This is a genomic window from Rhodococcus sp. G6(2025), assembly GCF_058628105.1.
Genome location: NZ_CP179750.1, coordinates 4752262 through 4778400, shown reverse-complemented (window position 1 = coordinate 4778400; position 26139 = coordinate 4752262). Strand labels below are relative to the sequence as shown.

Below are 26139 nucleotides of genomic sequence, written 5' to 3'. Positions count from 1 at the left end.
TGGTACGCAGCGATTTTCGATGTCGAGTGGCGGACTGGGTGAGTTGTTACCGCGCTCTCGGGCTGCGGCGACGACCGACCGCACCGTCCTGCAGGACAGTGGGGACGGTCGTATCGCTGTTAGGGGGTCACTGGGTGAGGAAGGTGGGCGTGCGGTGGGTGTGGAAGCGGGGGAGGGCGGGGCAGAGGGCGGACAGGTCGTTGCCGCTACTGAGGACGGTACCGTCGGGCCGGATGATGGCGGCGCGGGCGCGGGCGCGGCGTAGCCAGCGGTGCAGATCGGTGCCGGGTCGAGCCAGCAGGACTGTGCCACCGCGTTGTTCGATGTCGGTGCGTTGTGTCGGGGTCGGGGAGAGGGAGGTGACGACCGCGAACCGGCCGCCGACGACCTCGGCGAATCGGCGACCCTGGTCGAGGTCCGGATTCGGGATCAGGCGGCCCGCTCGGCTTCTGCGCAGTCGAGGTCGTTCTATCAGAGTGGAGCGGTGAAGGGCCGGGGTTTCGCCGTCCATGATCTTGTCGCCGAGACCCGGGATGCGGTGCAGCAGTGGTACGACGATGCGACGGATGAGGTTACCGAGTTCGCCGCCTTCGGTCATGGCCATTCCGATCAGCTTGGCGCGCCGGATCAGTGCGAGCGCGTGGGGCTTGCGTTCGATCTCGTAGGTGTCGAGTGCGCTTTCGGGCAGATCTCCGGTGAGTACGCCGGCAAGTTTCCAGGCGAGGTTCATCGCGTCGCGGATCCCGGCGCCCATCCCCTGTCCGATGAACGGGGGTGTGAGATGGGCGGCGTCGCCGAGTAGGAACACGCGCCGGTCGCGCCATCGGTCCGCGATTTGGGCTCGAAAGGTGTACTCGGCCACGCGGACAAGTGTCAATTTGTCGACCGGTGTGTTCCGTGTCCACGGCGAGATGAGGGGTTGCAGTCGAGCCATGTCGCGATAGTCGTCGGCGGTCTCGCCGGGTTCGAGCCGGAACTCCCAGCGGTAGCGAGTGTGTCCGATGCGCATGTATGTTGCCGCGCGCACCGGGTCGCACACCTGGTGGGCGCCCTCCCACACGCCGAGGTCGGCGGTGGTCGCGACGTCGACAACCAACCAGCGTTGGTCGAATTTCAGGTCCCGCATCGTTGCCTGAATCTGGTTTCTGACCAGGCTGTTGGCGCCGTCGCAGCCGAGGACGTATCTGGCCTGCACCGATTCCTGCACACCGGTGTTTCGGTCGGTGAAGTCGACGCGAACGCTGTCGGTCGTGTCGTCGGCCAGCCCGGTGACCTCTACGTTGCCGCGCACGGACGCCTTCGGGTGCCGGGTCAGGTTGGCGCGCAGGATCTCCTCGAACTGCGGCTGGTCGAACATGTTGGCCTCAGGGTAGCCGTGGACGCCCGGACCGGGGTCTCGGTGGAACTCGGTGAGAACGCGCATGTTCCGGTCGACAAGTCGCAACCCGAGGCACGGCCGGGAGATCGCAGCGAACTCTTCGGCGATCCCGAGGTGCGCCACTATCCGGTGGATCTCACCGTCGAGGTGGACTGCCCGCGGCTGCGCGTAGACGCCCTCCCAGCGCTCCAGTAGCAGGCACTCGACACCGTACTGAGCCAGCAGCGTGGCGGCGGTCAGTCCGGTGGGTCCGGCACCGACGATGACGACTGGGACGACCCGTTCGCTCATCGGATCGATCCGAACAGGACTACGAGGTAGGCCACGATCGCTACGCCGACGACGATGGCGGGTGCCATCTCACGCAGTCCGTCACCGTTCCGTACGTGTGTGACGACGGCACCTACCATCAGGAGCAGCAGCCCGATGCCGGCGGCTGCGCCGAGCGCCGGCACGAGTCCGCCGATCACGAGACCGACGGCACCGGCGACCTCGAGCGCACCGATGCCCCGATACGTGCTGACGGGCATACCGACGTGGGCTGCCCGTTCCCGCATCGGCGCGGTTGCCGCTATCTTGCCGACGCCGAGCAGGAGGTAGAAGACTGCGAGGCAGAGTGCCAGAACTAGTGATGCGGTGGTCATGTGCGCACCGTGACCTTCCAATTGATCGCATATCGGTTCAAGATCGCCTTGACCGCCGGTTCGCTGGCAGTTCCGTCGATCTCGACGGTGGCAAGGATCGAACCGTCCTGGACGGACGCCTGGATGCTGCCGATGCCTGCGAGGGTGGCGAGGGCATGCTCGAGCTCGCGCCGTGTCGCGTCGGCGCGCAGAGCGAGTTTGTAGAGCTTGCCTACCGCCGTGACGGGCAACGCCGGGAGGATGGTGACCGCCTTGGGTGCCGCGGCCCGTTCGGGAACGCGCTCGCCCGCCCAGGCTTGCAGCTCGTGCGCGGTGACACCGGCGTCTGCGACGACGGTGACGTAGGCAACGGGCACTTCGCCGGCGTGGGCATCGGGGCGTCCCACCGCGCTGGCCGCGGTGACCTGTGGATGGGCCAGGAGGGCGTCTTCGATGACCGCTGGATCGATGTTGTGCCCGCCCCGGATGATGATGTCCTTCGCGCGTCCGACCAGGTAGAGGAAACCGTCGCTGTCGATGCGCGCCAGGTCGCCGGTGTCGAGCCAGCCGTCGACCAGTTTGCCCATGCCGTCGAGAACGGGTCCGTGTTCGTCGTGGCCGGAAACATAGCCGGCGAACACCGTCGGACCGTTGATCGCCAGCACTCCGGTGGCTCCGGTGGGCAGGTCGTCCCAGGTGCCGTCTTCCCGGACGCGTACCACCTTGACCTGCTGATAGGGCATCCGTAGCCCGACCGAGCCAGGTCGTGGTGCATCGGGAAAGCTGCGTGCACTCGCGCAGGTTGCCTCGGTCAATCCGTAGCCTTCGAGAAGGGGCACACCCGTGTGGTCCCGGAACTTCGTGGCGACCGCGGTCGGTAGAGGCGACGCCCCCACCATGGCGAAGCGCAGACTACTGATGTCGGCATCGACCGGGCGCTGCGCGAGGGCCGCGTAGACGGTGGGCACCGCGCTCATCGACGCGATGCGGTAGTGCTCGACGACCTTCCAGAATTCGTTGGACAGTGCCGGGTCGCGATAGCCGAGCGGGCCGGCCCACACCACACCCTGGCCCTTGAACAGCGGCGCCAGCAGCGTGACCATCAAGGCATTGACATGGAACAGGGGCAGGGCGGCGAATACGACGGAGTCCGAGTCCCACGACGAGTTCGCGGCCAGCATCCAGGCATCGGCGACCTCGTTGTCGTGGGTGTGGGCGGCCAGCTTCGGAACACCGGTGGTACCACCGGTGTGAAACAGTGCGGCCACGTCGCACCCGCCGGGGGGATCACCGACGAAGTGGGAGGAATCGATATCGGCCGCCAGCGCACTGAGATAGCCGATCCGCACTCCGTCGACCTCGGGCAGGTCCGCAGGCGCGTCGGCGGCGCCGGTGGGCCGCAAGGCCAACACGGCATCCACCTTCCCGCTCACGGCAATCTGGTGCGCGGCCTCCCATGTCTCGGGCGCAAGTTCCGGTCCGGCCGCGACGAGTACCCGGGCACCTGAGCGGCGCAACAATTCAGCGATGTGCTGTTGCGACTGCGCGGCGTTGATGGGAGCTGCGATGCCGGCAAGCTGTGCGGCGAGAGTAGCGGGGATCAACTCGGCGCAGTTGGGCGCCATCAGGGCGACGGCGTCGTGACGCCGCACGCCCAGACGATGGAGCAGGTTCGCGTAACGATGAACATCGTCGAGTAGTTCGGAGAAACTGCGCTGCACCGGCTCCCGCCACCGTGCGCCGTCGGGGAGGACGGTGAGCGCGAGGCGATCCGGCCACATGCGGGCCGCTCGGGTGAGCAACGCATAGGTGGACTCCGGAAGCCCCCGATCGCGCAGCGGCACGGCCTCGATCGTCGCGAGATCCGTGGGCGCCGCGTAATGCGGCCACAGCAGGTCGGTGGTCATCGGGCGTACCTCACCACCGTGCGCTGGCGCCCCAAGTCGATGGTCCCGTCGTCTGTGAAGACGGTGGCTTCGATGAGGTCTCCATCCTGCAGATAGTTCGAATTCTTGGCCTGGCTCGCGAAGAAGAGCTTCCATTTGACTGCGGGCGGTAGCAGGGAGGAGAGGATTGCGATCGGCTTCGGTGGGGCGCTCAGTGCCGTCCCGACCGGCGTTCCGGTGAGTAGCAAGTCCCCGGCATCGAGGCGCTGAAACCGGGTCAGCGCCTGCAAAGTCTCGGTCGGTTGGTAGATCATGTCGGCAACGGTCATGTTCTGGCGCGGCTTGCCGTTGACCCAGAGCCGCAGACGCAGGTCGGTGAACCGCTTCAGTTCGTCGCCGTCCAGCAGTACCAGCGCGGGGCCGACCGGGGTGAACGTCGGGTATGACTTGCCTTCGTAGAACTGCGTTTTCGGAAGCTGAATGTCGCGCGCGGAGATGTCGTTGGTGACGACCAGCCCGGCAACGTAATCGGCGAGATTGTCTGCGGTGATCGCCGACCCGACCGGGATGTCGCGGGCGAGGACGAGCCCGATCTCCACCTCGTAGTCCAGTAGCCGGACATGGGCAGGACGGATCACGTCGTCGTTGGGGCCGCTGATCGATCCGGAGGTCTTTCGGAAGAAGGTCAACGGAATGGTGTCGGGGTTCATCCCGGAGTCCTCGACGTGCGAGGCGAAGTTCGTCATCTGTGCGACCACCCGGCAGGGGGCGGTGACCGGGGAGAGCAACGAGAGGGTCTCGACGGGCACGGCGCCCTTGCTGGACGCCGCGGCCTCGACGGCTGGTCGGTCGGCCAGCAGTTGGGCGGTGGTGGTGGCCTCGGTGTCTACCCGTGCGGCGCCCGTGGGTGTGTCGACCCACCAGGCGTCGGCGGTGCGGAGGACGGAGATGGTCATGAGCTGGCAACTTTCAGAAGGCCGCGGAGGCGGTGGAGGTCGAATTCGTTGTCGGCGCGCAGCGCGTTGACAATGGCGCGCAATTCCTGGAGTGATTCCCGACCGGGGTTCAATCCGAGGAAGTCTTTGGTGGCGGGCGGCCCCCACTGGGCGAGTCCGGACGCGGTCATCGGTGCCCAGCCCGCGTCGAGTGTGCTGTCGAAAAGATCGCCGTCGCTGAAGTGCTCGACCATGAATCCGTCGGGGTCGCGCCAGTAGTCGAAGATTTGGCTGCCCTGGATGTGCCGGCCGATGCCCCAGGACCGGCGGTAGCCCCGGTCGAGCAGGTATTCGCCTCCTGCAGCGAGGCAGTCGAGGTCGGCGACCTGATATGCCGAATGCACATAGCGGTTGGCCGGGCCGAGGACCATCGCGAGGGTGTGATGGTCGGTGGGCGTGGCGCCCCGGTCGCAGCGGATGAAGCTCATGGCCGGGCCCCGGGCCCGTTGACCGGGGTAGTACAGGAAGTCGCTGACGATCAGTCCGAGGTACTCGAGGTACCAGTTGAGTGTTTCGAGGTACGTCGTCGTCTGGAGCACGACGTGACCGAGCCGTTGCACGGTGGCCGGCGCACGGGGTGGCCGCTGAGGGGCGTTCACCCGCCCGCGGTCGTGTCCGAAATTCAGTGGGAGCGGGGCCTGATCGGACAGCGCCGGCAACTCGAACGTGTCGGACACAACGCGGACTCCCAAAGCGCTGGGATCTGTGAGATCGACCGTGATCCCGCCCAGACTCTCGGGGAGGGGCGCGACCGCACCTCCGACCGCGTCCGCCAGTCGCAGCACGTCGGTCGAGTCGGCTGCCCGGAAGGCTGGACCGACGAACCGCGACCGTGGGCCTCGGCGGATGAGCACGCAGGGCGAGCCGGGGTCTGTACCGCGCAACTGCAGTTCGTGTGCGGTGCGGAGCGCCGTCGTAAAACCGAAGGCATGGGCGAACGCCTCCGCCCGCTCGAGGTCGGGCTTCTCGAACTCCAGCCACGCGAGGTCATGCACCTTGATGATCGGCTCGGCGGCCCGCCCCCGGTGTTCGCCTGCCAGGGCGCCCTGCTCACTGTGCAGACCGGTATGCGGGTCATGGTGGACACTCATTGACCACTCCCTTCGATTTATGACGATATCGTCACTTACGACCATATCGTCAGTCAAGAGTATTTGAGGAATTCGTCAATATTGATGACGGGCGCTAGGGTGGGGCGAGGTCACGCGGATCAGGAGATGAGCGCGCAGGCCTGATCGAGCAGGTCGCCGAGCCACTGAAGCGCCTGGAACCGCGCGCGGCGCGAACCACTTCCGGGCCGAGGAGGAGCTCTTTCACGCGGTAGTGGAGGAGGCCCTCGACGGCCACGGGCAGACGCGTCGTCGACGGGATACGAATGGCTGGAATGGGATTGGTGCAAGGGTTGCTCGGACAAGGCAGATTCGAACCGATTCGCGTGGTGACTGAAGTGACTGGCGGGGCCGGCGAGACGAATCGGGAAGAGATTCCCGTGGAGCATGTCGTCGCGCTCCTGCGAGAGCGTGTGTACGGCGCGATGACGTGTTTGGCGACGCTCGCCGTCCTCGTCCGCTATACGGCTCCCGAGACGAGCCCATGGGCGCGGGTCATGGATGTCGCGGTGGCCACCGGCGGGCTCTGGGCGGCGAGCCTGCTGGCCGACTGGGTAGCACACCTCGGCGCGTACCACCGTGCTCCGCGCGGACGGGCAGCGCTGCGGATGCTCCAGGCGTCCGGCCAGATCGTGGAGGCCGCGGTCTTGCCCCTGCTGGCATTGGTCGCAGCCGCCTTCGGACTACTGAGCACATCCACAGCGATGTGGATAGCGATCTGGATCCTCGTCGTCGAGCTTGGCGTCATTGCTCTACTCGCCGTGCGAATGGCCCAATTACGTTGGTGGCAACAGCTGTTCACCGTCACAGGATTGGTCGGTGTGGGCGTTCTCGTGGTCGGGATCAAGATCCTCGGCCATTAGGCTGGATCGATGTGGCGACTGCTCGCGGAGTGGAGCAGTCGCCGAGTTTGAGGAATTCGTCAATATTGATGACGCGCGGGTAGTGTAGGGCAAGGTCGGACGGATCAGGAGAAGGGCACGCAGGCATGACCGAGCAGATCGCCGATGCACCGAACCGCCTGGAACGGCGCAAGGCGCGTACCCGCGCCGCACTCGTACGCGCAGCCCAGTCTTTCATGGCGGCAGGGAAACTGACCGCCCCGATTCTCGAGATCACCCAGGCCGCAGATGTCGGAATGGGGTCGTTCTACAACCACTTTCAGACCAAGGAGGAGCTCTTCCACGCGGCAGTGGAGGAGGCCCTCGACCGCCACGGCGCGGTGCTCGACGAACTGACCGCAGATCTGGACGACCCTGCCCAGATCTTTGCGCAGAGCTTTCGTCTGACCGGACGACTGCATCGCAGAAATCCCGAACTGAGCAAAGTTCTGCTCCGCGACGGGCCAAGTCTGGTCAACTCGGACAAAGGCCTCGCGCCGAGAGCCCGCCGCGACATCGAGGCAGCAGCCCGTGCGGGCCGGTTCAGCGTGCGCGATCCCGAACTGGCCCTGACGATCACAGCAGGGGCCGCACTCTGCCTGGGTCAACTGCTGCACGACCACCCCGAACGTGACGACGCGGAGGACACCGACCAAATCACCGAGGATCTGTTGCGCATGTTCGGCATCTCGGCCGACGAAGCCCACGAAATCTGCCGACGCCCCTTACCCGACACCGACGATCAACCCCAAGGCGCAACCGCCACATAGCGTGTCCGCGTCGTCACGATGCTCGCACCGGACCCGTCCCACAATGGGGTTGGGCCGATCCCGGCGAGGGGCCCGTCGATATGCTGCACGCATCCTTAATGCTCACAGCGAAGAGACGGTGATCGAGTTGTCTGATGCGCAACGTGGCCAACCCGGACAAGCTGCACGCCGTGGTGGTCGGCCCGATCCTCCACGTCGGCGCGCAGTAACCGCGGACGCGCACATCGTGTTGCCGACCATCGACGGGCAGTCGTTCGCGTCGTTGCGCCGCCGGGCCACGCCGAGGGCGGAGCGGTACGCGCTCGGCAAACGCCTGCGCAAGCAGACACCGCGGTCCGCGCTCGGCGAGTGGCGCGCACCGGACGATCGCCCCGATGTGGTGGATCAGATCGGTGTGTCGCACCAGGGTCGGGTGGAATCGCTCATACCGGTCAGGGTGGGGCGGATGGCGGCCTCGCCGTACGGTTTTCTGCGCGGCACCGCGATCGTGATGGCCCAGGACCTCGCCGGGCTGCCGGCGACCGGAATCCAGCCGGTGATCTGCGGGGACGCGCATCTGGGCAACTTCGGGTTCTACGCCTCGCCGGAGCGCGACCTGGTGCTGGATCTGAACGACTTCGACGAGGCGCATCCCGGCGGCTGGGAATGGGACCTGCGCCGCTTGACTGCGAGCATCTGGGTGGCGGGCCGGCAGAACTCGGCGACCGAGGGGCAGTGCGAGAGTGCAGTGCAGTCCTGCGTCGCCACCTATCGCGAGCATGTGCGCTGGCTCGCGGAACAACCATTGCTGGCGCGCTCGTTCGAGCGACTCGACCTCGACCGGCTGCAGACGACGGCGTCGGACGAGTCGCTGCGCCACGAGATCACCCGCGCCGCGGAGCGGGCTCGGCGCCGCGTCAGCGACCGGGCGCTGCCCCGATTCACCGAGCAGGACGAAACCGGCCGGCGCATCGTGGAGGAGCCGCCGCTGATCACCCGGGTGCCCGAGGCGGAGGCTGAGCAAATCGCCGCCGGGCTCGACGAATACGTCACCACGCTGCCCAGCCACTGGGCACGACTGCTCAGTGGCTACACCGTCGTCGACGTCGCGCACAAAGTGGTCGGCGTGGGCAGCGTCGGACTGCGTGCCTACGTCGTGCTGTGCGAAGGGAGCAGTGCCGACGACGTGGTGTTCCTGCAGCTCAAGCAGGCACGTCGATCCGTCGTGGCTCGCTTCGTACACGGCGAGTCCGCCTGGCACGACCACCAGGGCCGGCGCGTGGTCGAGTACCAGCAGGCCCTGCAGACCGTCAGCGATCCGTTGCTCGGCTGGACCACGGTGGAGGGTCGGCAGTACTACGTGCGGCAGTTCCGGAACATGAAGGGCGCGGTCCCGATCGACCACCTCAGCGCGGCAGCGCTGACCGACTACGCCGGCATCTGCGGGCGCCTGCTCGCGAAGGGCCACGCGCGGACCAGTGGTGCGTCGATGATCGGCGGCTACGTCGGGAAGTCGGACACGCTCGACGTCGCACTGAGCCGCTTCGCGCACGCCTACGCGGATCAGACCGAACGCGACCACGCGACTTTGGTCGACGCGGTGAAGCGGGGGAAGTTGCCGTGTGAGCCGCCGACGTGAATCGGTGCGTATTTGTCGTCCGGCTTCGCTGCGGCCACCCTCTGGTCGCCCGCCCGTTTCGGCTTGGTGCGGACTCGTAGGTGCTGCCGTCTTGTGGTGGTACTGCTGCCGTCTTGTGGTGGTACGCCCTCCAAGCCGTTCACGATCTGCACGGCCGGCTACCAGCCGAACGAGTTCCATTCGATACGGATCGACATGGTCTCGGTTTACCGATCATGATTGGACTGGTCGTTGGTGGCCTCTTTTCGGAGCCGCAATCGGGGCACTCGTTTCCATGACGGGTTGGAATCTCGTACCGAGAGAACGCACGCGCGCTTGTATCCAAATCATGAGGCTGTCACTCGACTGGTGAAGCTGCCGTGGAATCCGGGGAAGAAGTGCCGGTCCAACCTGGCGACGGCGATGGGTGCGCGGGAGGGGTCGCGGGCGTCGAGAACCACCAGGGCGGAGCGGTGCTCGGCAGCAGCCGGTCGGCCTGCACGAGCCCGCCCACGATAGTGAAGGCAGTTCGGTTCGCTGGCCGCTCGGCTTCGCTACACAGGCTCCGACATCGATCCTTTCCGCTCCACCCGCCCCGAGCACGTTCCCGACAGTGGTCGGCCGGCCGTCACGTCCGGCTTCTCCCCACTCTTCGGGAGACGAGCGCTGATCGTAGATCAGTCCTTCGCTTCGCGGACGTCCTTTCCCTGCTCGGCGAACGCCTTGAAGTCCTGCATGTGCTGTTGCGACTGCTTGCGGAAGGCGCCGGGCATCAGGAGCCCCACCAACCGCATCAGCAAGCCGCTGAACCGGTATTCGCTCTCGCTCACCCAGAGCGTCATCCCCGGACCGGCTTCGGTCAGCCGGTCGCGCACGGCGCTCCACATGCCCACGCCGACGATCTCGCGGTCGAAGTGAACGACGCTCCCCTTCGGAATCCCGCGCAGGTCTGCCGGTTCCCGACGCGTGATGGTCTCGGTGCACTCGATCTTCTGCTTCCCCATCTGCATCACGACCCGCGATGTGGTACCGACCTGCCCGTGCACCCCACTCAGCGGCTCGTGCAGCACCAGACCCCGCAGCCACCTCGGCAGGTGTGCCGAGTCGGCGAGCAGCTGTGCCACTGTCTCCCGCGGCAGGGCGATCTCGATCGAGACGGTGTTCTTCATGGCGGAGCGCTCCTGGGTCCCGAGTAAAGAGGCCCACGCTAGCAGCCTCGCTTCATATTATGAGGTCACGGCATGTTCAACGATCCCCCGGTGCGCGTGGTCGCGGCGGGTGTCGCCCTGTCAGCGGAGGGCGAGGGCGCGCTGCGGCCGGCGTCGCACACGGCGACGTGCGGCTCGCCGAAGCGGTTGTCCACCACGAAGTGGGGGCCCTGGGGCGGCACAGTTGCTCACCGCCGTGTCGTACGTCGGTTCCTGGCATCGGAAGCGCGGGCGGCGGCTCGTGGCGTTCTACGCGGTCATGTACCACGCCGCACTCCGACCGGCCGAAGCCGTGGGCCTACGCGAGAGTGACTGTCACCTGCCGTAAACCGGGTGGGGGCGCCTCACCCTGCGCGGGACGCGGCGCCCCGTCTCGGGGAAGCAGTGGACGGACTCCGGGGCACGACCCCACCGTAAGCGGGTGGGCGCATCGCGCAGATGACTCCAGCCACGCTGTTTCCGAAGACGTCTGCACAAGCGGCCGACTCCTCAGGAGTCCGTGCAGTGAACTATCGACACTGACAGCGGAGGCGAAGGTGCTCGTCGATCAGCGAAAGAGCCGGGATCTGCTCGCGGCCGGGTGTGTAGTGGTGCGGCTACGGGAAGACGCTTTGCCGTCCCTAAGCGTTCGACCATCCCCACTGCCGGGAAATACGGGTGCACTCGATGGTGCCGCGTCCCCGCAAGGTCATGGAAGACATCCGCGACTGGATGCGGGGACTACCAACCGGCCGATAACACGTGGATGGATGGATATGGATGGAGGGGTGTTCACCTATGGCGAGCGGTGATGTGGGGCTTGGTAGCTCCATGAACTGACTCGCCGGTAATCACGCGTACGAGGGGCTACTGATCACACCTGATTCCGCTTGCTGCGGGCACGTTCGCGCACTCCAGGCGAACGGGTGGTTGCTGCAGATGGTTCTGGTGGGCGCAGTGCCGGGGGAGTGGAGTGAGTGGAGTGACTGCTGAAAAAACCTTTCCAGCGTCTCGACCAAAAGGCCAGGTGAGCACACTTTTGCTCGGCAAAATCCCGTCCCAGTGCCTCGACCGTGGATTTCGTGCAGGTGAGGGCCGAAATGGCCGTGACGAACGGCGCCGGGGCCGCTCGATAACAGCACAGCCGGTGATCGCGAAGTTGATCTTGTGTGAACACTGATACTGATCGGAACGGCATTCGGGCTCGGCGCGGGCCTGGTGTGTACCAGTCTGTTTGCCCGGTGGTTGTCGCACCCGGTGCGCTTCACCACGGGGTACGTCGGGTCTAGCGCCTTGCACATGGAATCGGTTGATCCCATGCCGTTCCTGGTTGCCGGCCTGATTGTCAGTGCGTGCCTCGGCGCGTTCGCCGGTTACGCAGCCGCCCAACGCGGTTGGCGGCTGACCCGACACGGTGCCCGATGACGGAGTGCTCGGATGTTCCGGTCCCGGGTCCACGGGGTGAGAACACCGCCCGCGACCGCCGCCTACACCGGGCGTCGGCTCCTTTATGGACGGTGAGCAGCAGGTGATCGAACTGGGTGCGCAGACTCGCGCCGGAGTCAGACGCGGAGCCGGGTATTTGGTCTGCGGGGAGCGCCAAACGCGAACGTCGAACGCCCGGTCGCTGGGGATGCCGTAGACCAGCATCAACAACACCCTCGGCCTGCTCGCTCGACGCGGCAGCGAGAGGATCCTCCACTGAATGATGTTGAAATCCCGCCGCACTCAGCTGACAAATTCGGCTGGAACCTACAGAGGTCGCCCGATGGTGGGTCCTGCCCACGCGCGAGTCAGTGATTCCTCCATCGGGTGGACGGCTTCCTGATGACGATCGGATTGACCGGGGCGCCGGTTCCTTCGACAACCTTCAATGGTGCTGCGGTGTAGAGGAACGAGTACTGGCCGTCGCCGTTGCAGTCCTGGGCCAGTTCGTGCAGGGCGATGATCTCGGCGAAGGTGATTCCGAGGTTGCGCATCAGTGCGTTGTGCAGCGTCAGCCAGACGCCGGAGACCGGGTCGTGGGTGACTTCGTTGGCGATCGTGTCGGTGACGAGATTCGGGATTTCCAGGTCGTTGAACCACGCGACCAGCTCGGGTGAGTACGTCAGACCCGGCTCGTTGAAGTTGTCGTAGAACTCCTCGCGCGGGGTGTTGTAGAAGTATTCGAGCCATCCGGTGTGGACCACCAGGATGTCACGCTTGCGGATCTCGACGCCTTGCTGGGCGACCGGCACCGCCGAGATACACCACGGTCCATGATGTTGACCCGTCGCGCCGGTCCGCGAGGGCCGAGGAAGGTGGGATCCCCCTTGGGGTTGCCGATCTGCACCTGCAACGTGAACGTCTTTCCCTGCCTGACTTCGGCGACGCCGACGAGCGCTTCGCGGGAGCCGAGGTAGTTCAGTGCGCACACCTCGTCGTCGGACCCCCATTTGCCCCAGTTCTTTGGCTGGTCCTCGAGCAACTCGGTGGTGGTCGGAACCCTCGTCGTGCGTCCTGTGTCGGACATGATGGTGACACCTTGGAAGCGGGGAGAGAATCGGTCGGCATTCGGCGACAACTGGTGCTCGCTCTGCGGCTAGGCCATTGGTGCGGGTGCGAAGACGGTGGCGAGGCGGCTGATCGTCCGAGCTCGGGCGAGTTTCGGCAGGTCACTGCCGTTTTCGATGCGCGCACCGTCGACGCCGAGTCGGTCGATGATCTGGCGGGCCCAGTCGATGTCGGTGTCGGTGGGGCTCAGTGCGCGGTTGATGACGGGGGCTTGTCCGGGGTGCATGCACAGCTTGCCTGACATGCCCATGGTGCGGGTCACGGTGAGGGCGTCGGTGAGCGGATCCTCTGCGGTGGTGAGGGTGGGGCCGTCGATGGGGCCGGGCAGACCCGCTGCCCGGCTTGCCACCACCAGCCGTCCCCGGGCATAGGACAGGGCCGGCGCGAGGTCGGCGGCCCCGGTGTCACGGCGGAAGTCATTGCTGCCGAAGGCGATCCGGAAAGTCGGCTGTGCGGAGGCGATGTCGTAGGCGCGTTCGATGCCCAGTGCCGATTCGACGAGTGCCATAACGGGGGTCCGGGCGGGCAATCGGGCGGCGGTCTCGGTGACGTGTTCTGCCGACTCGCATTTGGCGAGCATCACACCCAAGAGCCCGGGTGTTGCCTCGAGTGCGTCGAGGTCGCGGCTCCAGTCCTCGCTTTCGGCCGGGTTGATGCGGACCCAGCCGGTGCCGCCGCGAGAGAACCAGAGGTGGAGGGCTTCTCGTGCCGTGGGTCTCGCGGAGGGGACGACACCGTCTTCGAGGTCATAGATGACGGCGTCGGCCGCTCCGGCGTTGGTCTCGGTGAAGTGTCTGCTGTGGGCGGCCGAGACGAGCAGCCACGATCGGGCATCGGCGGCGGGGATGTCGGTATGGTTCTGCTGTGTCGATGCCATGGGGGTCCTCCGGTGGGTCGTCGTTGTTCTATCGGGACAGCCATCCACCGTCGACGGACAGGGCGGTGCCGGTGACGTACGAGGACGCGGCCGAGGCGAGGAAGACCGCCGCGCCGGCAAGATCCTCCGGCCGTCCCCAGACGCCGGCGGGAATGCGGCGCAGCATGTTCTCCGCCCGGGCGGGGTCCTCGCGGTGCGCGGCGGTGAACTCGGTTTCCATATAGCCGGGGGCGATTGCGTTGACTCGGATGCGGTGTGCGGCCCACTCGTTCGCGAGAGCTCGGGTCAGTCCGAGGATGCCGTGCTTGGAGGCGGCGTAGGACGGGACCTCCATCCCGCCTTGGAAGGAGTTGATCGAGGCGATGTTGATGATGCTGGCGGCGGCGTTGTCGTCGAGGGCGGCCCGTGCGAAGGCCTGGCTGAGCAGGAATGGGGTGGTGAGGTTGAGGTCGAGCACGGCCGACCAGTCCGTGGGCGTGGTTTCGGTCGCCGGCCCACGGCGGATGATGCCGGCGTTGTTGACCAGGATCGTCGGATGCGGGAACTCGGTCCCCGCCCAGGACATCAGCTCTGTCGCGGTTTCCGGCGTCAGGTGACCGAGGTCGGCGGTGCGGGTCGAGCACCGGACTCCCCGGGCACGCACCTCCTTGGCGACCTGGTCGAGGTCGCCGATGTCGACGGCGACGATGTCGGCTCCTGCTTCCGCGAGAGCGATGGCCAGTGCACGGCCCAGGCCGCGCGAGGCCCCGGTCACGAGGGCGGCGTTGCCGTCCAGGCGGAACAGGTCCAGGACCGGGGTGTGGACAGGTGCGTTCATGCGAGAGCTCTTTCTACTCGGATCGGGAGACGACTGGTGGCCGGGCCGGTGTGCGGGGTGAGCACCGCACACCGGCCCGGCGGCTATCAGGTGCGGGTGGCCTCGTCGAGGACCCGGTCGTGTTCGAGGGAGGTGCGGGCGGTTTCCTTGGCGGCGATCACGGCGATGATGGTGATCACGGCCAGGACGGCGAGGTAGATGCTGACGGCGATGGTGTTCTTTTCCTCGACGGTGCCGAGCAGTGCGACCGCGATGACGGGGGCGAGGCCGCCGGCGAAGACGGACGCGAGCTGGTAGCCGAGGGAGGCGCCGCTGTAGCGGACGCTGGTGCCGAACAGTTCGGAGAACATCGCCGCCTGCGGCGCGTACATCAGGGTGGTGAAGATCAGCCCGATGAAGATGGCCGCCGCGATGACGGTTTGGTTTCCGGTGTCGATGAGGGGGAAGAACACGAAGCCCCAGATGCCGGCACCGACTGCGCCGGTGAAGTACAGCGGTCGCCGGCCGACCCGGTCGGACAGGGCGCCGATGATCGGGGTGAGGAAGAACTGCGCGACGGAGGCGATCAGCACACCGGCGATGGCGGCGCTCTTGGGCATATCCAGGTAGGTGACCATGTAGGTCATCACCACGACCGTGAAGATGTAGTACGAGGTGTTCTCCACCAGCCGCAGGCCCATCGCGATGAGGACCTCGCGGGGGTATTTGCGCAGGACCTCGATGATCGGTGCGTGCTCGGCCTTGTGGTTCTCGAGGGCTTTCTTGTTGGCGGCGAAGACCGGGGATTCTTCGATGCTCAGCCGGATCCACAACCCGATGAGAACGAGAACGGCGCTGAGCAGGAAGGGAATTCGCCAGCCCCAGGAATCGAAGGCTTCGTCGCTCTGGAACATGGCCAGCACCCACAGCACCACCGCGGAGAGCAGGTTCCCGAGGGGTACGCCGGCCTGGGTCCACGACGTCCAGAAGCCGCGGCGGTCGTTGTCGCCGTGTTCGGCGGCCATCAGGACCGCTCCGCCCCATTCGCCGCCGACGGCGAAGCCCTGCAGTAGTCGGCAGCCGATCAACAGCAGTGGTGCGGCCATACCGATGCTCGCGAAGGTCGGCAGCAGGCCGATGGCGAAGGTCGCGGCGCCCATCATGAGCAGGCTGACGACCAGCATTTTCTTGCGTCCGAGTTTGTCACCGTAGTGGCCGAAGACGATTCCGCCGAGCGGGCGGGCGAAGAAGCCCACCGCGAACGTGGCGAAGGCGAGCAGGGTGGCGGTGGCCGGTTCGCTGTCGGGGAAGAACAGGGGCCCGAAGACGAGCGCGGCGGCCGAGCCGTAGAGGAAGAAGTCATACCATTCGACGGCCGTGCCGATCATGCTGGCGAAGGCGACCTTGACGATCGAGGTGCGCCCGGCCGCGTGGGTAGCGGGTTCGGCCGCAATGTCGGGTGTGGACATGGCGTGTCCTTTCGGGACAGGGGTGGGGTCCGGTGTGGTCATGGGACGAGCACGACCTTCATGTCGTGGCCGGCCGCGGCGCGTTCGAGCGCCGAAGCCGCATCAGTGAGGGAAATTTCGGTCACCAGTTGTGGCCACGGTGTCGGGTCGGCGGCCATCGCGTCGGCTGCGGCCCGGTAGTCGACCTTGGTCGATCCGTAACTGCCCTGCAGGCGAATCTCCTTGCGGGTGACGGCGTTGAAGTCGACCGGTCCGGTGCGGGCGAACAGGCCGACGACGGAGATGGGGCTGCCGGGCAGGACCGCGGCGATGGCGGCGTCGAGCGCGGCCGTCGAACCGGAGGCGTCGACCCAGGCGGTGGGGATGAACGGTAGCTCGTCCCGGCCGGCGATCACGGTGCGTAGACCGAGCGCGCGGGCGAGCGGCAATCGCGCGTTCTCATCGTTGCCGACCCCGGAGAGCACGACGTCGTGGCCGCGCTGGGCGAGGACGAGGGCGGCCATTGTTCCGATCGGTCCGGGCCCGGACACCACCACCCTGGTGGGGCCGTCGGCGGCGTTCTCGATGTGCGCGACGGCGCGGCAGGCGACCGACAGTGGTTCGGTCAGCGCCAGGGTCGACGCCGGCAGATGCCGGTCGACCTCGACGAGGCGGACCTCGGGGACGACGAACGATTCGGCGGCCGCGCCGTCGAAGGACAATCCGAGCACGGTGCGCCGGGGGCAGATCTGCCGGAAACCACGCTCGCACAGATCGCACACGCCGCAGCCGTCGATGGCAACGGGGACAACGCGTTTGCCGAGCCAGGTCGGGTCGGCGCCCTCGCCGAGGGCTTCGACGTATCCGACCGCCTCGTGTCCGAGCACGACCGGGGGGCGGATCCATTCGTAGCCGGTGTCGTGACGCCAGGCGTGCACGTCGCTGCCGCACAGCCCGCAGGCCTCGGTGCGAACCCGCACCTGTCCCGGGCCCGGTTCGGGCTTGGGCAGATCCTGCACCAGGACGTCGTGGGGAGTGGCACTTCTCTTGGTCAGAGCTCGCATGGGGAACCTGCTAACTTTCGCCCGCTGCCGGGCTGACGGATGAAAGAGGGTGAGATGCCGGCGGACACCGCCCCTGAGTGCCGAGGGCACTCGGTGTGGTTGCGCCATGTCAGGCGGTGTCCGCCGCAGTGTCAGCGGATGAAGCGGTCGACGTAGTCGGCGCCGAGACCGATTTTCTCGTAGTGCGCGCGGGCTTTCTCGATCTTGCTGAACACATCCTCGATGCCGACGGTGTTGCCGTCGACGTCGACGTAGATGTACGCACCGCTCACGTGGAACAGGGTCGCCATCTCGGTCACGTCTTCGGGGACCTCGAGGGTGTGGATGTCGCCGGGCGGCTCGAACGCGTAGGTGCCCTCTTCTGCCCACCAGTCGTACTCGAGGTAATGCCAGCGGCCACGCAGGGTGAACGCGTGCACTGCCCCGGCGTGCCGGTGGCGGGACAGGATGCCCGAGCGGCGCACCCGCAGAATGTTCACGAAATAGCCCTGACTCGCCGACAACACCAGCGGGCGGAACTCGACATCCTGCGACTGCGGAACCCACAGCCGCTCGTCACAGTCCAGATCCAGTGCACCCGGAACGATCAGGTCGTCACTCATCCCGTACGGCTTCGGACCCGTGTAGGGCACAGCCTCTTCATTCTTCATCTCAACGGTGGAACTCACGATGCTCTCCTTTCGCTTAATCGCATAAGTGACGGTACATCGTTGTGTTCCAACGCACAAGCGGTGATGTTTCAGGGCTTCAGCGGGCCGTTAACTGGATAAATGAGCCAAGGCCGGGCAGTCGTCGGAGTTCTTAAGTAGTCATTGGCGGATTTACGGGTAACTTAAACGAATCAGTGCTGCCGCTTGTGCAGGACTCTTCGCGGCGTCACCTCCTGGAAGCATTACTTAACCGCGTAAGCTGGCACGCGTGACTGATACGTCCCGCGGCGCAGGCAGTACGTCCAACGGTGGCCGCTCCCGGCGAGTGACGATGAGCGATGTCGCCCGCAAGGCGGGGGTGTCTGCTGCCGCGGTCTCCTATGCACTCAGCGGGGCGCCCGGGGTCAGCGACGAGAGCCGCCAGCGGATCCTTGCCATCGCCGAGGAGATGGGGTTTCGACCCAGCAGGATCGCCCGGGAACTGCGCTCGGGAACCACGAAAGCAATCGGGTTACTCCTGGCGGACATCGCCAACCCGTTCTACACCGAGGTCGCCGGGGGAGTGGTCGCCGCCGCCGCCGAAGAAGGCTACGAGGTGTTCGTCTCCCACGTCGGCGTGGACGGTTCGCGGCAATCGGACGTCGCGTTCGCGCAGGTCGACCGGAACTGCAGCGGCCTGATCTTCACCTCGCTCGTCGCCGCCGACAAACCACTCCTCGACAAGCTCCGCCACGAGAACATCCCCGTCGTGCAGCTCTACCGGCAGATCGAAGACGAACCGTCCGACTGGGTCGGCATCGACGACTACTCCGCCTCCTTCGAAATGGCCTCCCACGTGGTTGCCACCGGGCGTCGCAAGGTCGCCATCCTCGGCGGCCCGGACACCTCGAGCGTGTCGGTCAACCGCATGAACGGATATCGTGACGCCTTGGCCAAAGCGGGTTTGCGCGCGGTCAACGAACCCGACGTGTGGGGGGAGTTGACCCGACCGGCCGGTGCATTGCGCGCCCGAGCACTCTTCGCCGAACACCCTGAGATAGAGGCCGTCGTCTGCGGTAACGACATGATCGCGCTCGGCGTTCTCGACGTCTCCCGCGAAATCGGCAAGCGCGTGCCGGAAGACCTGGCGCTGACCGGGTTCGACGACATGAGCTTTTCCAGCGCCGGCCCCCTCCAGTTGAGCACCGTGACCGTGCCGCGGGATCTGATGGGCCAACGCGCCGCACGCATGCTTCTTCAACGTCTCGCCGGCGACAAGGGACCCGCACGCAAAGAGCTACTGCCGTACGGGATTCAGGTGCGAGAGACCACCGCACGACGCGTATAGGGCGCGCTCGGCCGAGAAACATTCGAACGTCGGAAGACACGCATCGCACCGAACCGCCCAGGCCTGCGGACTGTCATCTCCCGAGGACGCGCACGGTGGAACCCGCCAGTCCTTTCACTGTGATGCGGTCGCCCCCACCCCGCCGATTCGTCGAGTGGACCCCCTCGTCGGCGGACTCATCGCTCAGATTCGAGGTGCACCGTGACGCCAGGCAGAGGTCGGTGATCCTGTGCCTGTGCCTGTGCCTGTGCCTGTCGCTGCCGCGTGACGTACACGAGCCTGCGCGTAGTGGTCCGCGTTGGTGCGTATGGCAGCCAGTTCCTGTGTTGTCAGAGCACGCCGGACCTTTCCGGGGATGCCGGCGACGAGCGTCCCGGGTGGAATCTGCATTCCCTCGGGGATCAGGGCGTTGGCGGCGATCAGGGTGCCCGCCCCGACGCGGGCGCCGTTCATCACCGTCGCACCCATTCCGACCAGGACGTCGTCGCCGATCGTGCAGCCGTGCAGGATCGCGTTGTGCCCCACCGACACCCCTCTGCCGATGACGAGCGGGAACCCGGGATCTGCGTGGAGGACGCAGCCGTCTTGGATGTTCGTCCGCTCACCGATGTCGATCCTCTCCGCATCGCCGCGGGCCACTGCGCCATACCAGATACCCACCCCCGACCGGATTCGCACAGTTCCTACGACGGTGGCGTTCGGCGCGATCCACACACCCTCTGCGATGTCCTGATCGCCTGGGGTCAGGGAAATCCTCACCGCTGCAGCTCCTCGGTGTCGAGTCGCCGATGATTCGTGCCGGGATAAGGCTGGGCGGATGTGAAGTCGTTCTCGCCGATGCGGTGGACGTGGATGAGGTTGGTGGATCCGACGGTGTGTGGGGGTGAGCCGGCGACGATGACGACGAGGTCGCCGCGCCGGTAGCGGCCCAGTCGGAGGAGGGCGGTGTCGACCTGGCGGATCATCTCGTCGGTCGATTCGAGACGAGGAAGGTTTCGGTTCCCCAGGTGAGGGCGAGTTCGTTGCGCACCTGGGGTACCGGGGTGAATGCCAGCAGCGGCAGCGGGGTGTGGAGCCGGGCGAGTCGTCGCACGGTGTCCCCGGACTGGGTGAACGCCACCAGCGCTGCGGCGTTCAGGCGTTCGCCGATGTCGCGGGCGGCGAACGAGATCACCCCGCCGTGGGTGCGGGGAGTGTGGGTGAGGGCGGGGACGGTGGTGGATTGGTGTTCGACGGCGGAGAGGATCCGCGCCATCGTCGCGACCGTCTCGGTCGGGTAGGCGCCGACGGAGGTTTCACCGGACAGCATCACCGCGTCGGCGCCGTCGAGGACCGCGTTGGCGACATCCGACGCCTCGGCCCGGGTGGGGCGGGAGTTGTCGATCATCGATTCGAGCATCTGGGTGGCGACGATCACCGGTCGGGCGTTCTCCCGGGCGATCTGCACGATGCGTTTCTGCACCAGCGGCACCTGTTCGAGGGGGAGTTCCACCCCGAGGTCGCCGCGCGCGACCATGACGGCGTCGAAGGCGCGCACGATCGCCTCGATGTCGTCGACGGCTTCGGGTTTCTCGATTTTCGCGATGACCGGGACCCGGCGGCCGATCCGGTCCATCACGTCGTGGACCCGGTCGATGTCGGTGGGGGCGCGCACGAAGGACAGGGCGATCAGGTCGACGCCGAGCCGCAGGGCGAATTCGAGGTCGTCGATGTCCTTGTCCGACAGCGCCGGGACGGAGACGTCCATTCCGGGGAGGGAGACGCCCTTGTTGTTGCTGATCGGGCCGCCCTCGGTCACCCGGCACACGACGTCGTTGCCGTCGATGTCGAGGACGGTCAGTGCGATCTTGCCGTCGTCGACGAGGAGTCGGTCACCGGGCCGGGCGTCCTGGGCGAGGTGGGTGTAGGTGGTCGAGACCCGGTGGTGGGTGCCCGCGCAGTCCTCGACGGTGATCCGGACCTGTTCGCCGGTCGCCCATACCGCCCCGCCGTCGGCGAAGCGGCCGAGGCGGATCTTCGGTCCCTGTAGGTCCGCGAGGATTCCGACGGCTCGGCCGGTGTTGTCGGCTGCGGCGCGGACGCGGCGGTAGTTGGCTTCGTGGTCGGTGTGGTCGCCGTGGCTGAAGTTCAGTCGGGCGATGTCCATCCCGGTTTCGACGAGTGTGCGGGTGCGCTCGTCCGTGGCGGTGGCGGGCCCGAGCGTGCACACGATCTTCGCGCGCCGCAGTGATGACAGGGCGGTGGCGTCGAGGTAAGGGGTGGTGCGGCGTTCCGCAACTGCCGAGTCGAGAGTGGTATCCATTGGTCTCCTTGGAAGTCGCGGCTAGGGCGTGGGGGTAGGGGCGGGTGCGGCGTCGGCGCCGATCGTGCCGAGTCTGCGGGCCGGTCGAGAAGACCACCGGCCGTGGGCGATGCCCGCACCGGCCTGCTCCAGAAGGCTTTCCGCATTGGCCATGCAGCGGCTTTCGTCGGGTTCGAGATCGGTGAGGGTGTACACAGCATCCAAGCCGGCGGCGCGGGCGTCGTCGGCGGTGACGACGCAACGGCCCGCCACGGCTACCGCTGGTACCCCGACCTGCCGGGCGGCCCGGGCGACGCCGACGGGGCCCTTGCCGCGCAGGCTCTGCCCATCGAGAGATCCCTCTCCCACGACGACGCACGCCGCCCCCCGCACCACCTCGGAGAACGAGGTCAGTTCCAGGAGGAGGTCGATACCCGAGGTCAGCCGCGCTCCGAGGATCGCGGCCATGGCGAACGCCAATCCGCCTGCCGCCCCCACACCGGGCCGGTCCCGAACATCCCGGCCGACAGCCTGCTCGACCACGTCGGCCCAGCGGCCCAGTGCGTGATCGAGTCGGGCCACGGTGTGCGGGTCGGCACCCTTTTGCAGCCCGTAGACCGCCGCCGCGCCGTGCCGCCCGGTGAGTGGGTTGTCGACGTCGCAGGCAACGATCACCTCGATGTCCCGCAGCCGCGGATCGAGCGAATCGACGTCGAGGACGTCCGCGGCGGCCAGGTCCTGGCCGCACGGGTAGAGCGGGTCCCCGTCGGCATCGAGGATGCGCGCCCCGAGCGCACTCAGCGCGCCGGCGCCGCCGTCGGTGGACGCACTGCCGCCGACGCCGAGGACGATCCGCTGCGCCCCTCGGTCGAGTGCATCCACCATCAGCTGCCCGACACCGCGGGTGGACGCCGTCCGTGCGGTGGTGGGGGTCGGCCCATGGTGACCGAGGTGGGACAGGCCCGCCGCTGAGGCCATCTCGATCACCGCGGTATCACCCCGCAGCGCATAGGTTGCGGTGAGCGTCTGCTGCAGTGGCCCAGTGACCGGGCACGTGACGGCTGTGTAGCCCTGCCTGATCATCACCTCGACCGTGCCCTCGCCGCCGTCGGCGATCGGGAACTCGACCACCGTCAAGTTCGGTGCGGCGGAACGCAACCCGCGCGCGACGGCGGCTGCGGCGCACGCTGCCGTAGCGGAGCCCTTGAACTTGTCGGGCGCCACCACCACATGGCCGGTGGCCCTTAGTACGGACGGAGTACTCACCCGTTCCCCTTCGGTGCTCGAGAAGACCTGCGACATTGAGGAATCAGAACGCCACTGAGGACGAACCCTTGAGACCCAGATGCGCACGTGCCTCATCCGGTGTCGCGGGGGTGCGGTCGAACATCGCGGCCAGGTCCGCCACCTTCGTCACCAATTGCGCATTGGAGGTGGCCTGCTCGCGCTTGCTCACGCGGAGGTTGTCCTCGAGACCGACTCGAACGTTGCCGCCGAGCATCAAGGACATTGCGGCAAGGTTGAACTCACCGCGGTAGCCCACTCCGGCGGCCGACCAGGTGAACGAATCCTTGCCGAGAACACGCTCGGCAGTGCGCAGCATGTGGATGAGCTGGTCGGGTTCGGCGGCATTCGCACCGAGGACGCCGAGCACGAACTGCAGGTTGAACGGCGCCTCGAGTACCCCGTCCTTGACCAACTGCTCGAGGTTGTAGATCTGGCCGACATCGTAGACCTCGATCTCCGGGCGGGTATCGGACTGGCGCATCTGCTCGGCCATGTAGGTCATGTCGGCAAAAGTGTTCCTGAAGATGTAATCGGTGGTGCCCCCCAGGTATTCGCGCTCCCAGTCGGCGAACGGCAAATCACGGGCGGCGACAGGGAACAAGCCGAAGTTGAAGCTGCCGGCGTTGAAGGTGGCCATCTCGGGGCGGAACTTCAGGACCGAGGCGCGCTCTTCGACGGTCATCCCGCGGCCACCGCCCGTGGTGGGCTGAAGGACGGCGTCGGTGTGCTTGCGCAGCTCGGACAGGGCGCGTTCGAACAAATCGAGGTCGGCGACGGGGCGTCCGGTCGTTTCTTCGCGCACGTGCACGTGCAGGACGGAGGCGCCGGCCTCGGCGGCCTTGACACCCTCCTCGACGATCTGGTCGACGGTGATCGGGATGGCCTTGCTCTGGGCGGGGACGGTCATGCCGCCGGTCAGCGCACAGGTGATGATGACTGTGTCGTTCATGATGTTTCGGCTCCTGGATAGGGATTGGGTAGGGCGGGTGGTGGCGGTGTTGTCAGGCGGGAACGGTGGCCAGCGCCGTCAGGGTGTCGCGGCCCGGCGTGCGGAGGCCGCGTTCGCAGTCGTGCACGAGCTCGACGATGCGGGTGTTCAGCGGGCTGGGAATACCGGCGGATGCGGCGGTCGCGGCGACGCCGCCGTTGATGACGTCGACCTCGGTAGCCGCGCCGCGTTCGAGGTCTTGGAGCATCGATGCCTTGGTCGCCCCGAGTCGGTTCATCAGGATGGCCAGTGCGGCGTCGGCGCGACTGAGGTCGTCGCCGGACCGGACCACGAGCTGCTCGGGCCGGACGCCCACGATCTCGTCGAGATCGACACCGATTGCGGTCGCGACGTCGTATGCCTCGGTCCACAGCCGGTAGGCGACTTCCCGCCCGAGCGGATCGGAAACGATGTCGCGGTAGAGCAGTCCGGTGACCGCACCGAGTCCGGAGAAGGTGCTGTTGAGCAGCAGCTTCGACCAGATCTGCCCGACGATGCGGTGGGAGATGTGCACCTCGGCCGCCGCGCCGAGGATACGAGCCAGGCGCTCGATGCGTTCGGTACTGCGGCCGTCGACCTCCCCCACGACGAACGGTGCGACGGTGGTCTGGGCGAGATGACCGGCGCCGAGGTTCGTCGCGCCCCACTCGGTAATACCGATGACCAACCGATCCGCGCCGACCATGGCCTGAACATTGTTCTGTACCAGCCCGTTTCCGAGAGAGACGTAGGTGTCGACCAGGCCGCCACGGACGAGTGGGGTCAGTGCCACATCCAGATAGGGCGCCTTGAGGGTGACGAGCGCGTAGTCGAAGCGTCCCTCGAGGTCGTCGGCGGTATCGACGGCAGCGATCGTGATGTGCGAGGTGACGCCGAGTTCGTCGAACCGGAGACCGGGGGAGTTCATCAGCTGGACGTGTTCGGTGTTGGCGTCGAGTACGACGACGTCGTGGCCGGCGCGGGCGAGATGGGCGGCGGTGACTCCGCCGATGGCCCCCGCGCCGACGATGAGAATGCGCTCATTCATGCTTTGACCTGGCTTTCTTTCTTGTTGCCGTTCATCTGGGGGTCCTGGATTTTGAGGTTGAGGCTGACCGCGGCGCCGACGGCGACGAGGGCGATGACGAACCACAGCCCTGCCGACGGGTTGTCGGTGGCCGTTTCGATGAGTCCCATCGCGAAGGGGCCCACGAAGCCGCCGAGGATGCCGAGGGTGTTGACCAAAGCCAATCCGCCCGCCAAGGCGGCGCCGGCGAGGCGGGACGCGGGCACGGCGAAGAGAATCGACTGGACGACGAAGAAGGTGGCGGCCGCGATACAGAATCCGACCAGGGCCAGTGCCGGGCTCGAGACGGCACCGATCGTGAATCCGACGACCATGGACGTCATTCCGCCGAAGAGGATCTTGCGGGAGCGTCGACCGTCGGTGGCGTACCGGGGCAGGACGAGGGTGCCGATCGCCGCCGCCACCCACGGGAGGGCGGTGAGCAACCCGATGGTCAGGTCCGACATCTCCCCCCACTCGCCGATGATGCTGGGTAGGAAGTAGGTGAGGCTGTAGACCGCGATCTGATGCGTGAAGTACACCGCGATGACCAGCAGAATCTGCTTGTCCTTGAAGACGCCGGCGAACGAGTGCGTGCCCGAGGCGGCGGCGCCCTCCTGTTGTTCCTTGGCCAGACGGGCGGTAAGGTCGCGGGCCTGCTTCGGGTCGAGCCACTTCGCGTCGAGAGGACCGTTGGGCAGGTATTTGAACACCACGACGGCAAGGATCACTGCCGGAATTCCCTCGAGGACGAACATCCACTGCCAGCCGTGCCAGCCGAACAGCCCATCCAATCCGAGCAGTGCGCCACCGATGGGCGCTCCCAGGATGTTTGCCAGGCAGACCGCGACCAGGAACGACCCGTTCGCGCGGGCACGTTGTTCCCGGCCGAACCAATAGGTGAGGTAGAGCATCACGCCGGGGAACAGCCCCGCCTCGGCCGCACCGAGAAGCACTCGCAGGATGTAGAAGGAGGTGGGACCTTCGACGAATGCCATCGCCGCCGAGAGCAGACCCCACGTGACCATGATGCGGGTGATCCACAGCCGGGCGCCGACTCGGTACATGATGAGGTTGCTCGGCACCTCGCACAGCGAATACGCGAGGAAAAACAATCCCGCACCCAAACCGTATGCGGCGGCGGAAATTCCCAGATCGGCTTCGAGATGATGTTTGGCCAGGCCGATGTTGGTGCGGTCGATGAACGCGATGATGTACGCGGCGATCAGCAGCGGCATCAGTTTGCGGAAGATGAGCCTGTTCAGTTCTTCACCGGGAGGCGCGGAGGCCGCCGGAGTGTGGTTTTCAGACATGGCAAAGCCCTTCTCAGGGTGTCGAGAGGTGGTCCCCGTGAGCGGAGCGCTCCGGAGAACTCGGTCGGGAGGACCCCCGGATGG

Annotated in this window: 21 protein-coding genes and 2 pseudogenes; 4 read left to right on the top strand and 19 right to left on the bottom strand. The window is 66.6% G+C overall.

Annotated elements, in window-relative coordinates; all coding sequences use genetic code 11:
• Positions 1–127 precede the first annotated feature (127 nt).
• From mhpA to ACLIVD_RS21885, 5 genes are read right to left on the bottom strand one after another with little or no spacing between them, the layout of a single operon-like run.
• Positions 128–1669 carry a bifunctional 3-(3-hydroxy-phenyl)propionate/3-hydroxycinnamic acid hydroxylase MhpA gene (gene mhpA, locus ACLIVD_RS21905; RefSeq protein ID WP_491930645.1) on the bottom strand — a complete coding sequence of 514 codons (1542 nt, stop codon included), beginning with the start codon at positions 1667–1669 and terminating at the stop codon, positions 128–130.
• Complete coding sequence (locus ACLIVD_RS21900; protein ID WP_280780179.1) at positions 1666–2022, bottom strand: DoxX family protein; 357 nt, start codon at positions 2020–2022, stop codon at positions 1666–1668. The genes mhpA and ACLIVD_RS21900 overlap by 4 nt, the downstream gene beginning before the upstream one ends.
• Positions 2019–3908 carry an acyl-CoA synthetase gene (locus tag ACLIVD_RS21895; RefSeq protein WP_283351909.1) on the bottom strand — a complete coding sequence of 630 codons (1890 nt, stop codon included), beginning with the start codon at positions 3906–3908 and terminating at the stop codon, positions 2019–2021. Before ACLIVD_RS21895 ends, ACLIVD_RS21900 begins: the two co-directional genes overlap by 4 nt.
• A complete protein-coding gene (locus tag ACLIVD_RS21890) occupies positions 3905–4843 on the bottom strand; it encodes a fumarylacetoacetate hydrolase family protein (RefSeq protein WP_283334989.1) in 939 nt (312 codons plus the stop codon). Before ACLIVD_RS21890 ends, ACLIVD_RS21895 begins: the two co-directional genes overlap by 4 nt.
• Positions 4840–5973: a VOC family protein gene (locus ACLIVD_RS21885; protein ID WP_283351911.1), complete on the bottom strand. Its 1134-nt coding sequence runs from the start codon at positions 5971–5973 to the stop codon at positions 4840–4842. Before ACLIVD_RS21885 ends, ACLIVD_RS21890 begins: the two co-directional genes overlap by 4 nt.
• Positions 5974–6266: 293 nt before the next feature.
• Here ACLIVD_RS21885 and ACLIVD_RS21880 point away from each other — a divergent pair, with 293 nt between their 5' ends.
• The 3 genes from ACLIVD_RS21880 (at position 6267) to ACLIVD_RS21870 (ending at position 9260) form a co-directional block, all read left to right on the top strand.
• Complete coding sequence (locus tag ACLIVD_RS21880) at positions 6267–6854, top strand: hypothetical protein (RefSeq protein WP_491932911.1); 588 nt, start codon at positions 6267–6269, stop codon at positions 6852–6854.
• 125 nt (positions 6855–6979) lie between these two features.
• Complete coding sequence (locus ACLIVD_RS21875) at positions 6980–7642, top strand: TetR/AcrR family transcriptional regulator (RefSeq protein WP_280780184.1); 663 nt, start codon at positions 6980–6982, stop codon at positions 7640–7642.
• Between the two features lie 226 nt (positions 7643–7868).
• A complete protein-coding gene (locus ACLIVD_RS21870; RefSeq protein WP_283351912.1) occupies positions 7869–9260 on the top strand; it encodes a DUF2252 domain-containing protein in 1392 nt (463 codons plus the stop codon).
• A gap of 326 nt (positions 9261–9586) precedes the next feature.
• Here the strand turns inward: ACLIVD_RS21870 and ACLIVD_RS21865 are convergent, their stop codons facing one another.
• From ACLIVD_RS21865 to ACLIVD_RS21830, 8 genes and pseudogenes are all read right to left on the bottom strand, one after another.
• Complete coding sequence (locus ACLIVD_RS21865) at positions 9587–9700, bottom strand: carotenoid oxygenase family protein (protein ID WP_280780186.1); 114 nt, start codon at positions 9698–9700, stop codon at positions 9587–9589.
• Between the two features lie 216 nt (positions 9701–9916).
• Positions 9917–10408, bottom strand: coding sequence for an SRPBCC family protein (locus tag ACLIVD_RS21860; protein WP_283351913.1), 492 nt, complete (start codon positions 10406–10408; stop codon positions 9917–9919).
• 1811 nt (positions 10409–12219) lie between these two features.
• Positions 12220–12938 (bottom strand): annotated as a pseudogene (locus ACLIVD_RS21855) (cyclase family protein).
• A 69-nt stretch (positions 12939–13007) separates the two neighbouring features.
• Complete coding sequence (locus tag ACLIVD_RS21850) at positions 13008–13856, bottom strand: HpcH/HpaI aldolase/citrate lyase family protein (protein ID WP_283351914.1); 849 nt, start codon at positions 13854–13856, stop codon at positions 13008–13010.
• A 28-nt stretch (positions 13857–13884) separates the two neighbouring features.
• The gene (locus tag ACLIVD_RS21845; protein ID WP_280780189.1) at positions 13885–14673 is read right to left on the bottom strand and encodes an SDR family oxidoreductase; all 789 of its coding nucleotides are present in this window, start codon (positions 14671–14673) and stop codon (positions 13885–13887) included.
• Positions 14674–14759: 86 nt separating this feature from the next.
• Positions 14760–16121 (bottom strand): MFS transporter, encoded by a 1362-nt coding sequence (locus tag ACLIVD_RS21840; protein WP_283351915.1) that lies wholly within the window; start codon positions 16119–16121, stop codon positions 14760–14762.
• A gap of 38 nt (positions 16122–16159) precedes the next feature.
• Positions 16160–17164 carry an alcohol dehydrogenase catalytic domain-containing protein gene (locus ACLIVD_RS21835; protein WP_283334984.1) on the bottom strand — a complete coding sequence of 335 codons (1005 nt, stop codon included), beginning with the start codon at positions 17162–17164 and terminating at the stop codon, positions 16160–16162.
• A 131-nt stretch (positions 17165–17295) separates the two neighbouring features.
• The gene (locus ACLIVD_RS21830; RefSeq protein ID WP_280780192.1) at positions 17296–17832 is read right to left on the bottom strand and encodes a 2,4'-dihydroxyacetophenone dioxygenase family protein; all 537 of its coding nucleotides are present in this window, start codon (positions 17830–17832) and stop codon (positions 17296–17298) included.
• A 250-nt stretch (positions 17833–18082) separates the two neighbouring features.
• Here ACLIVD_RS21830 and ACLIVD_RS21825 point away from each other — a divergent pair, with 250 nt between their 5' ends.
• Positions 18083–19141: a LacI family DNA-binding transcriptional regulator gene (locus ACLIVD_RS21825; RefSeq protein ID WP_283351916.1), complete on the top strand. Its 1059-nt coding sequence runs from the start codon at positions 18083–18085 to the stop codon at positions 19139–19141.
• Between the two features lie 183 nt (positions 19142–19324).
• Here the strand turns inward: ACLIVD_RS21825 and ACLIVD_RS21820 are convergent, their stop codons facing one another.
• The 6 genes and pseudogenes from ACLIVD_RS21820 to ACLIVD_RS21795 form a co-directional block, all read right to left on the bottom strand.
• The gene (locus ACLIVD_RS21820; RefSeq protein WP_491930644.1) at positions 19325–19900 is read right to left on the bottom strand and encodes a gamma carbonic anhydrase family protein; all 576 of its coding nucleotides are present in this window, start codon (positions 19898–19900) and stop codon (positions 19325–19327) included.
• A pseudogene (gene pyk, locus ACLIVD_RS21815) lies at positions 19897–21443 on the bottom strand (pyruvate kinase). The gene ACLIVD_RS21820 and the pseudogene pyk overlap by 4 nt, the downstream one beginning before the upstream one ends.
• Before the next feature lie 21 nt (positions 21444–21464).
• Positions 21465–22688 carry a glycerate kinase gene (locus ACLIVD_RS21810; RefSeq protein ID WP_491930643.1) on the bottom strand — a complete coding sequence of 408 codons (1224 nt, stop codon included), beginning with the start codon at positions 22686–22688 and terminating at the stop codon, positions 21465–21467.
• A 43-nt stretch (positions 22689–22731) separates the two neighbouring features.
• Entirely contained in the window at positions 22732–23658 is a 927-nt protein-coding gene (locus tag ACLIVD_RS21805) for a beta-keto acid cleavage family enzyme (protein ID WP_491930642.1), read from the bottom strand.
• 52 nt (positions 23659–23710) lie between these two features.
• Positions 23711–24724 (bottom strand): ketopantoate reductase family protein, encoded by a 1014-nt coding sequence (locus ACLIVD_RS21800; protein WP_491930641.1) that lies wholly within the window; start codon positions 24722–24724, stop codon positions 23711–23713.
• The gene (locus tag ACLIVD_RS21795) at positions 24721–26055 is read right to left on the bottom strand and encodes an MFS transporter (protein WP_491930640.1); all 1335 of its coding nucleotides are present in this window, start codon (positions 26053–26055) and stop codon (positions 24721–24723) included. The genes ACLIVD_RS21800 and ACLIVD_RS21795 overlap by 4 nt, the downstream gene beginning before the upstream one ends.
• Between the last annotated feature and the right edge of the window lie 84 nt (positions 26056–26139).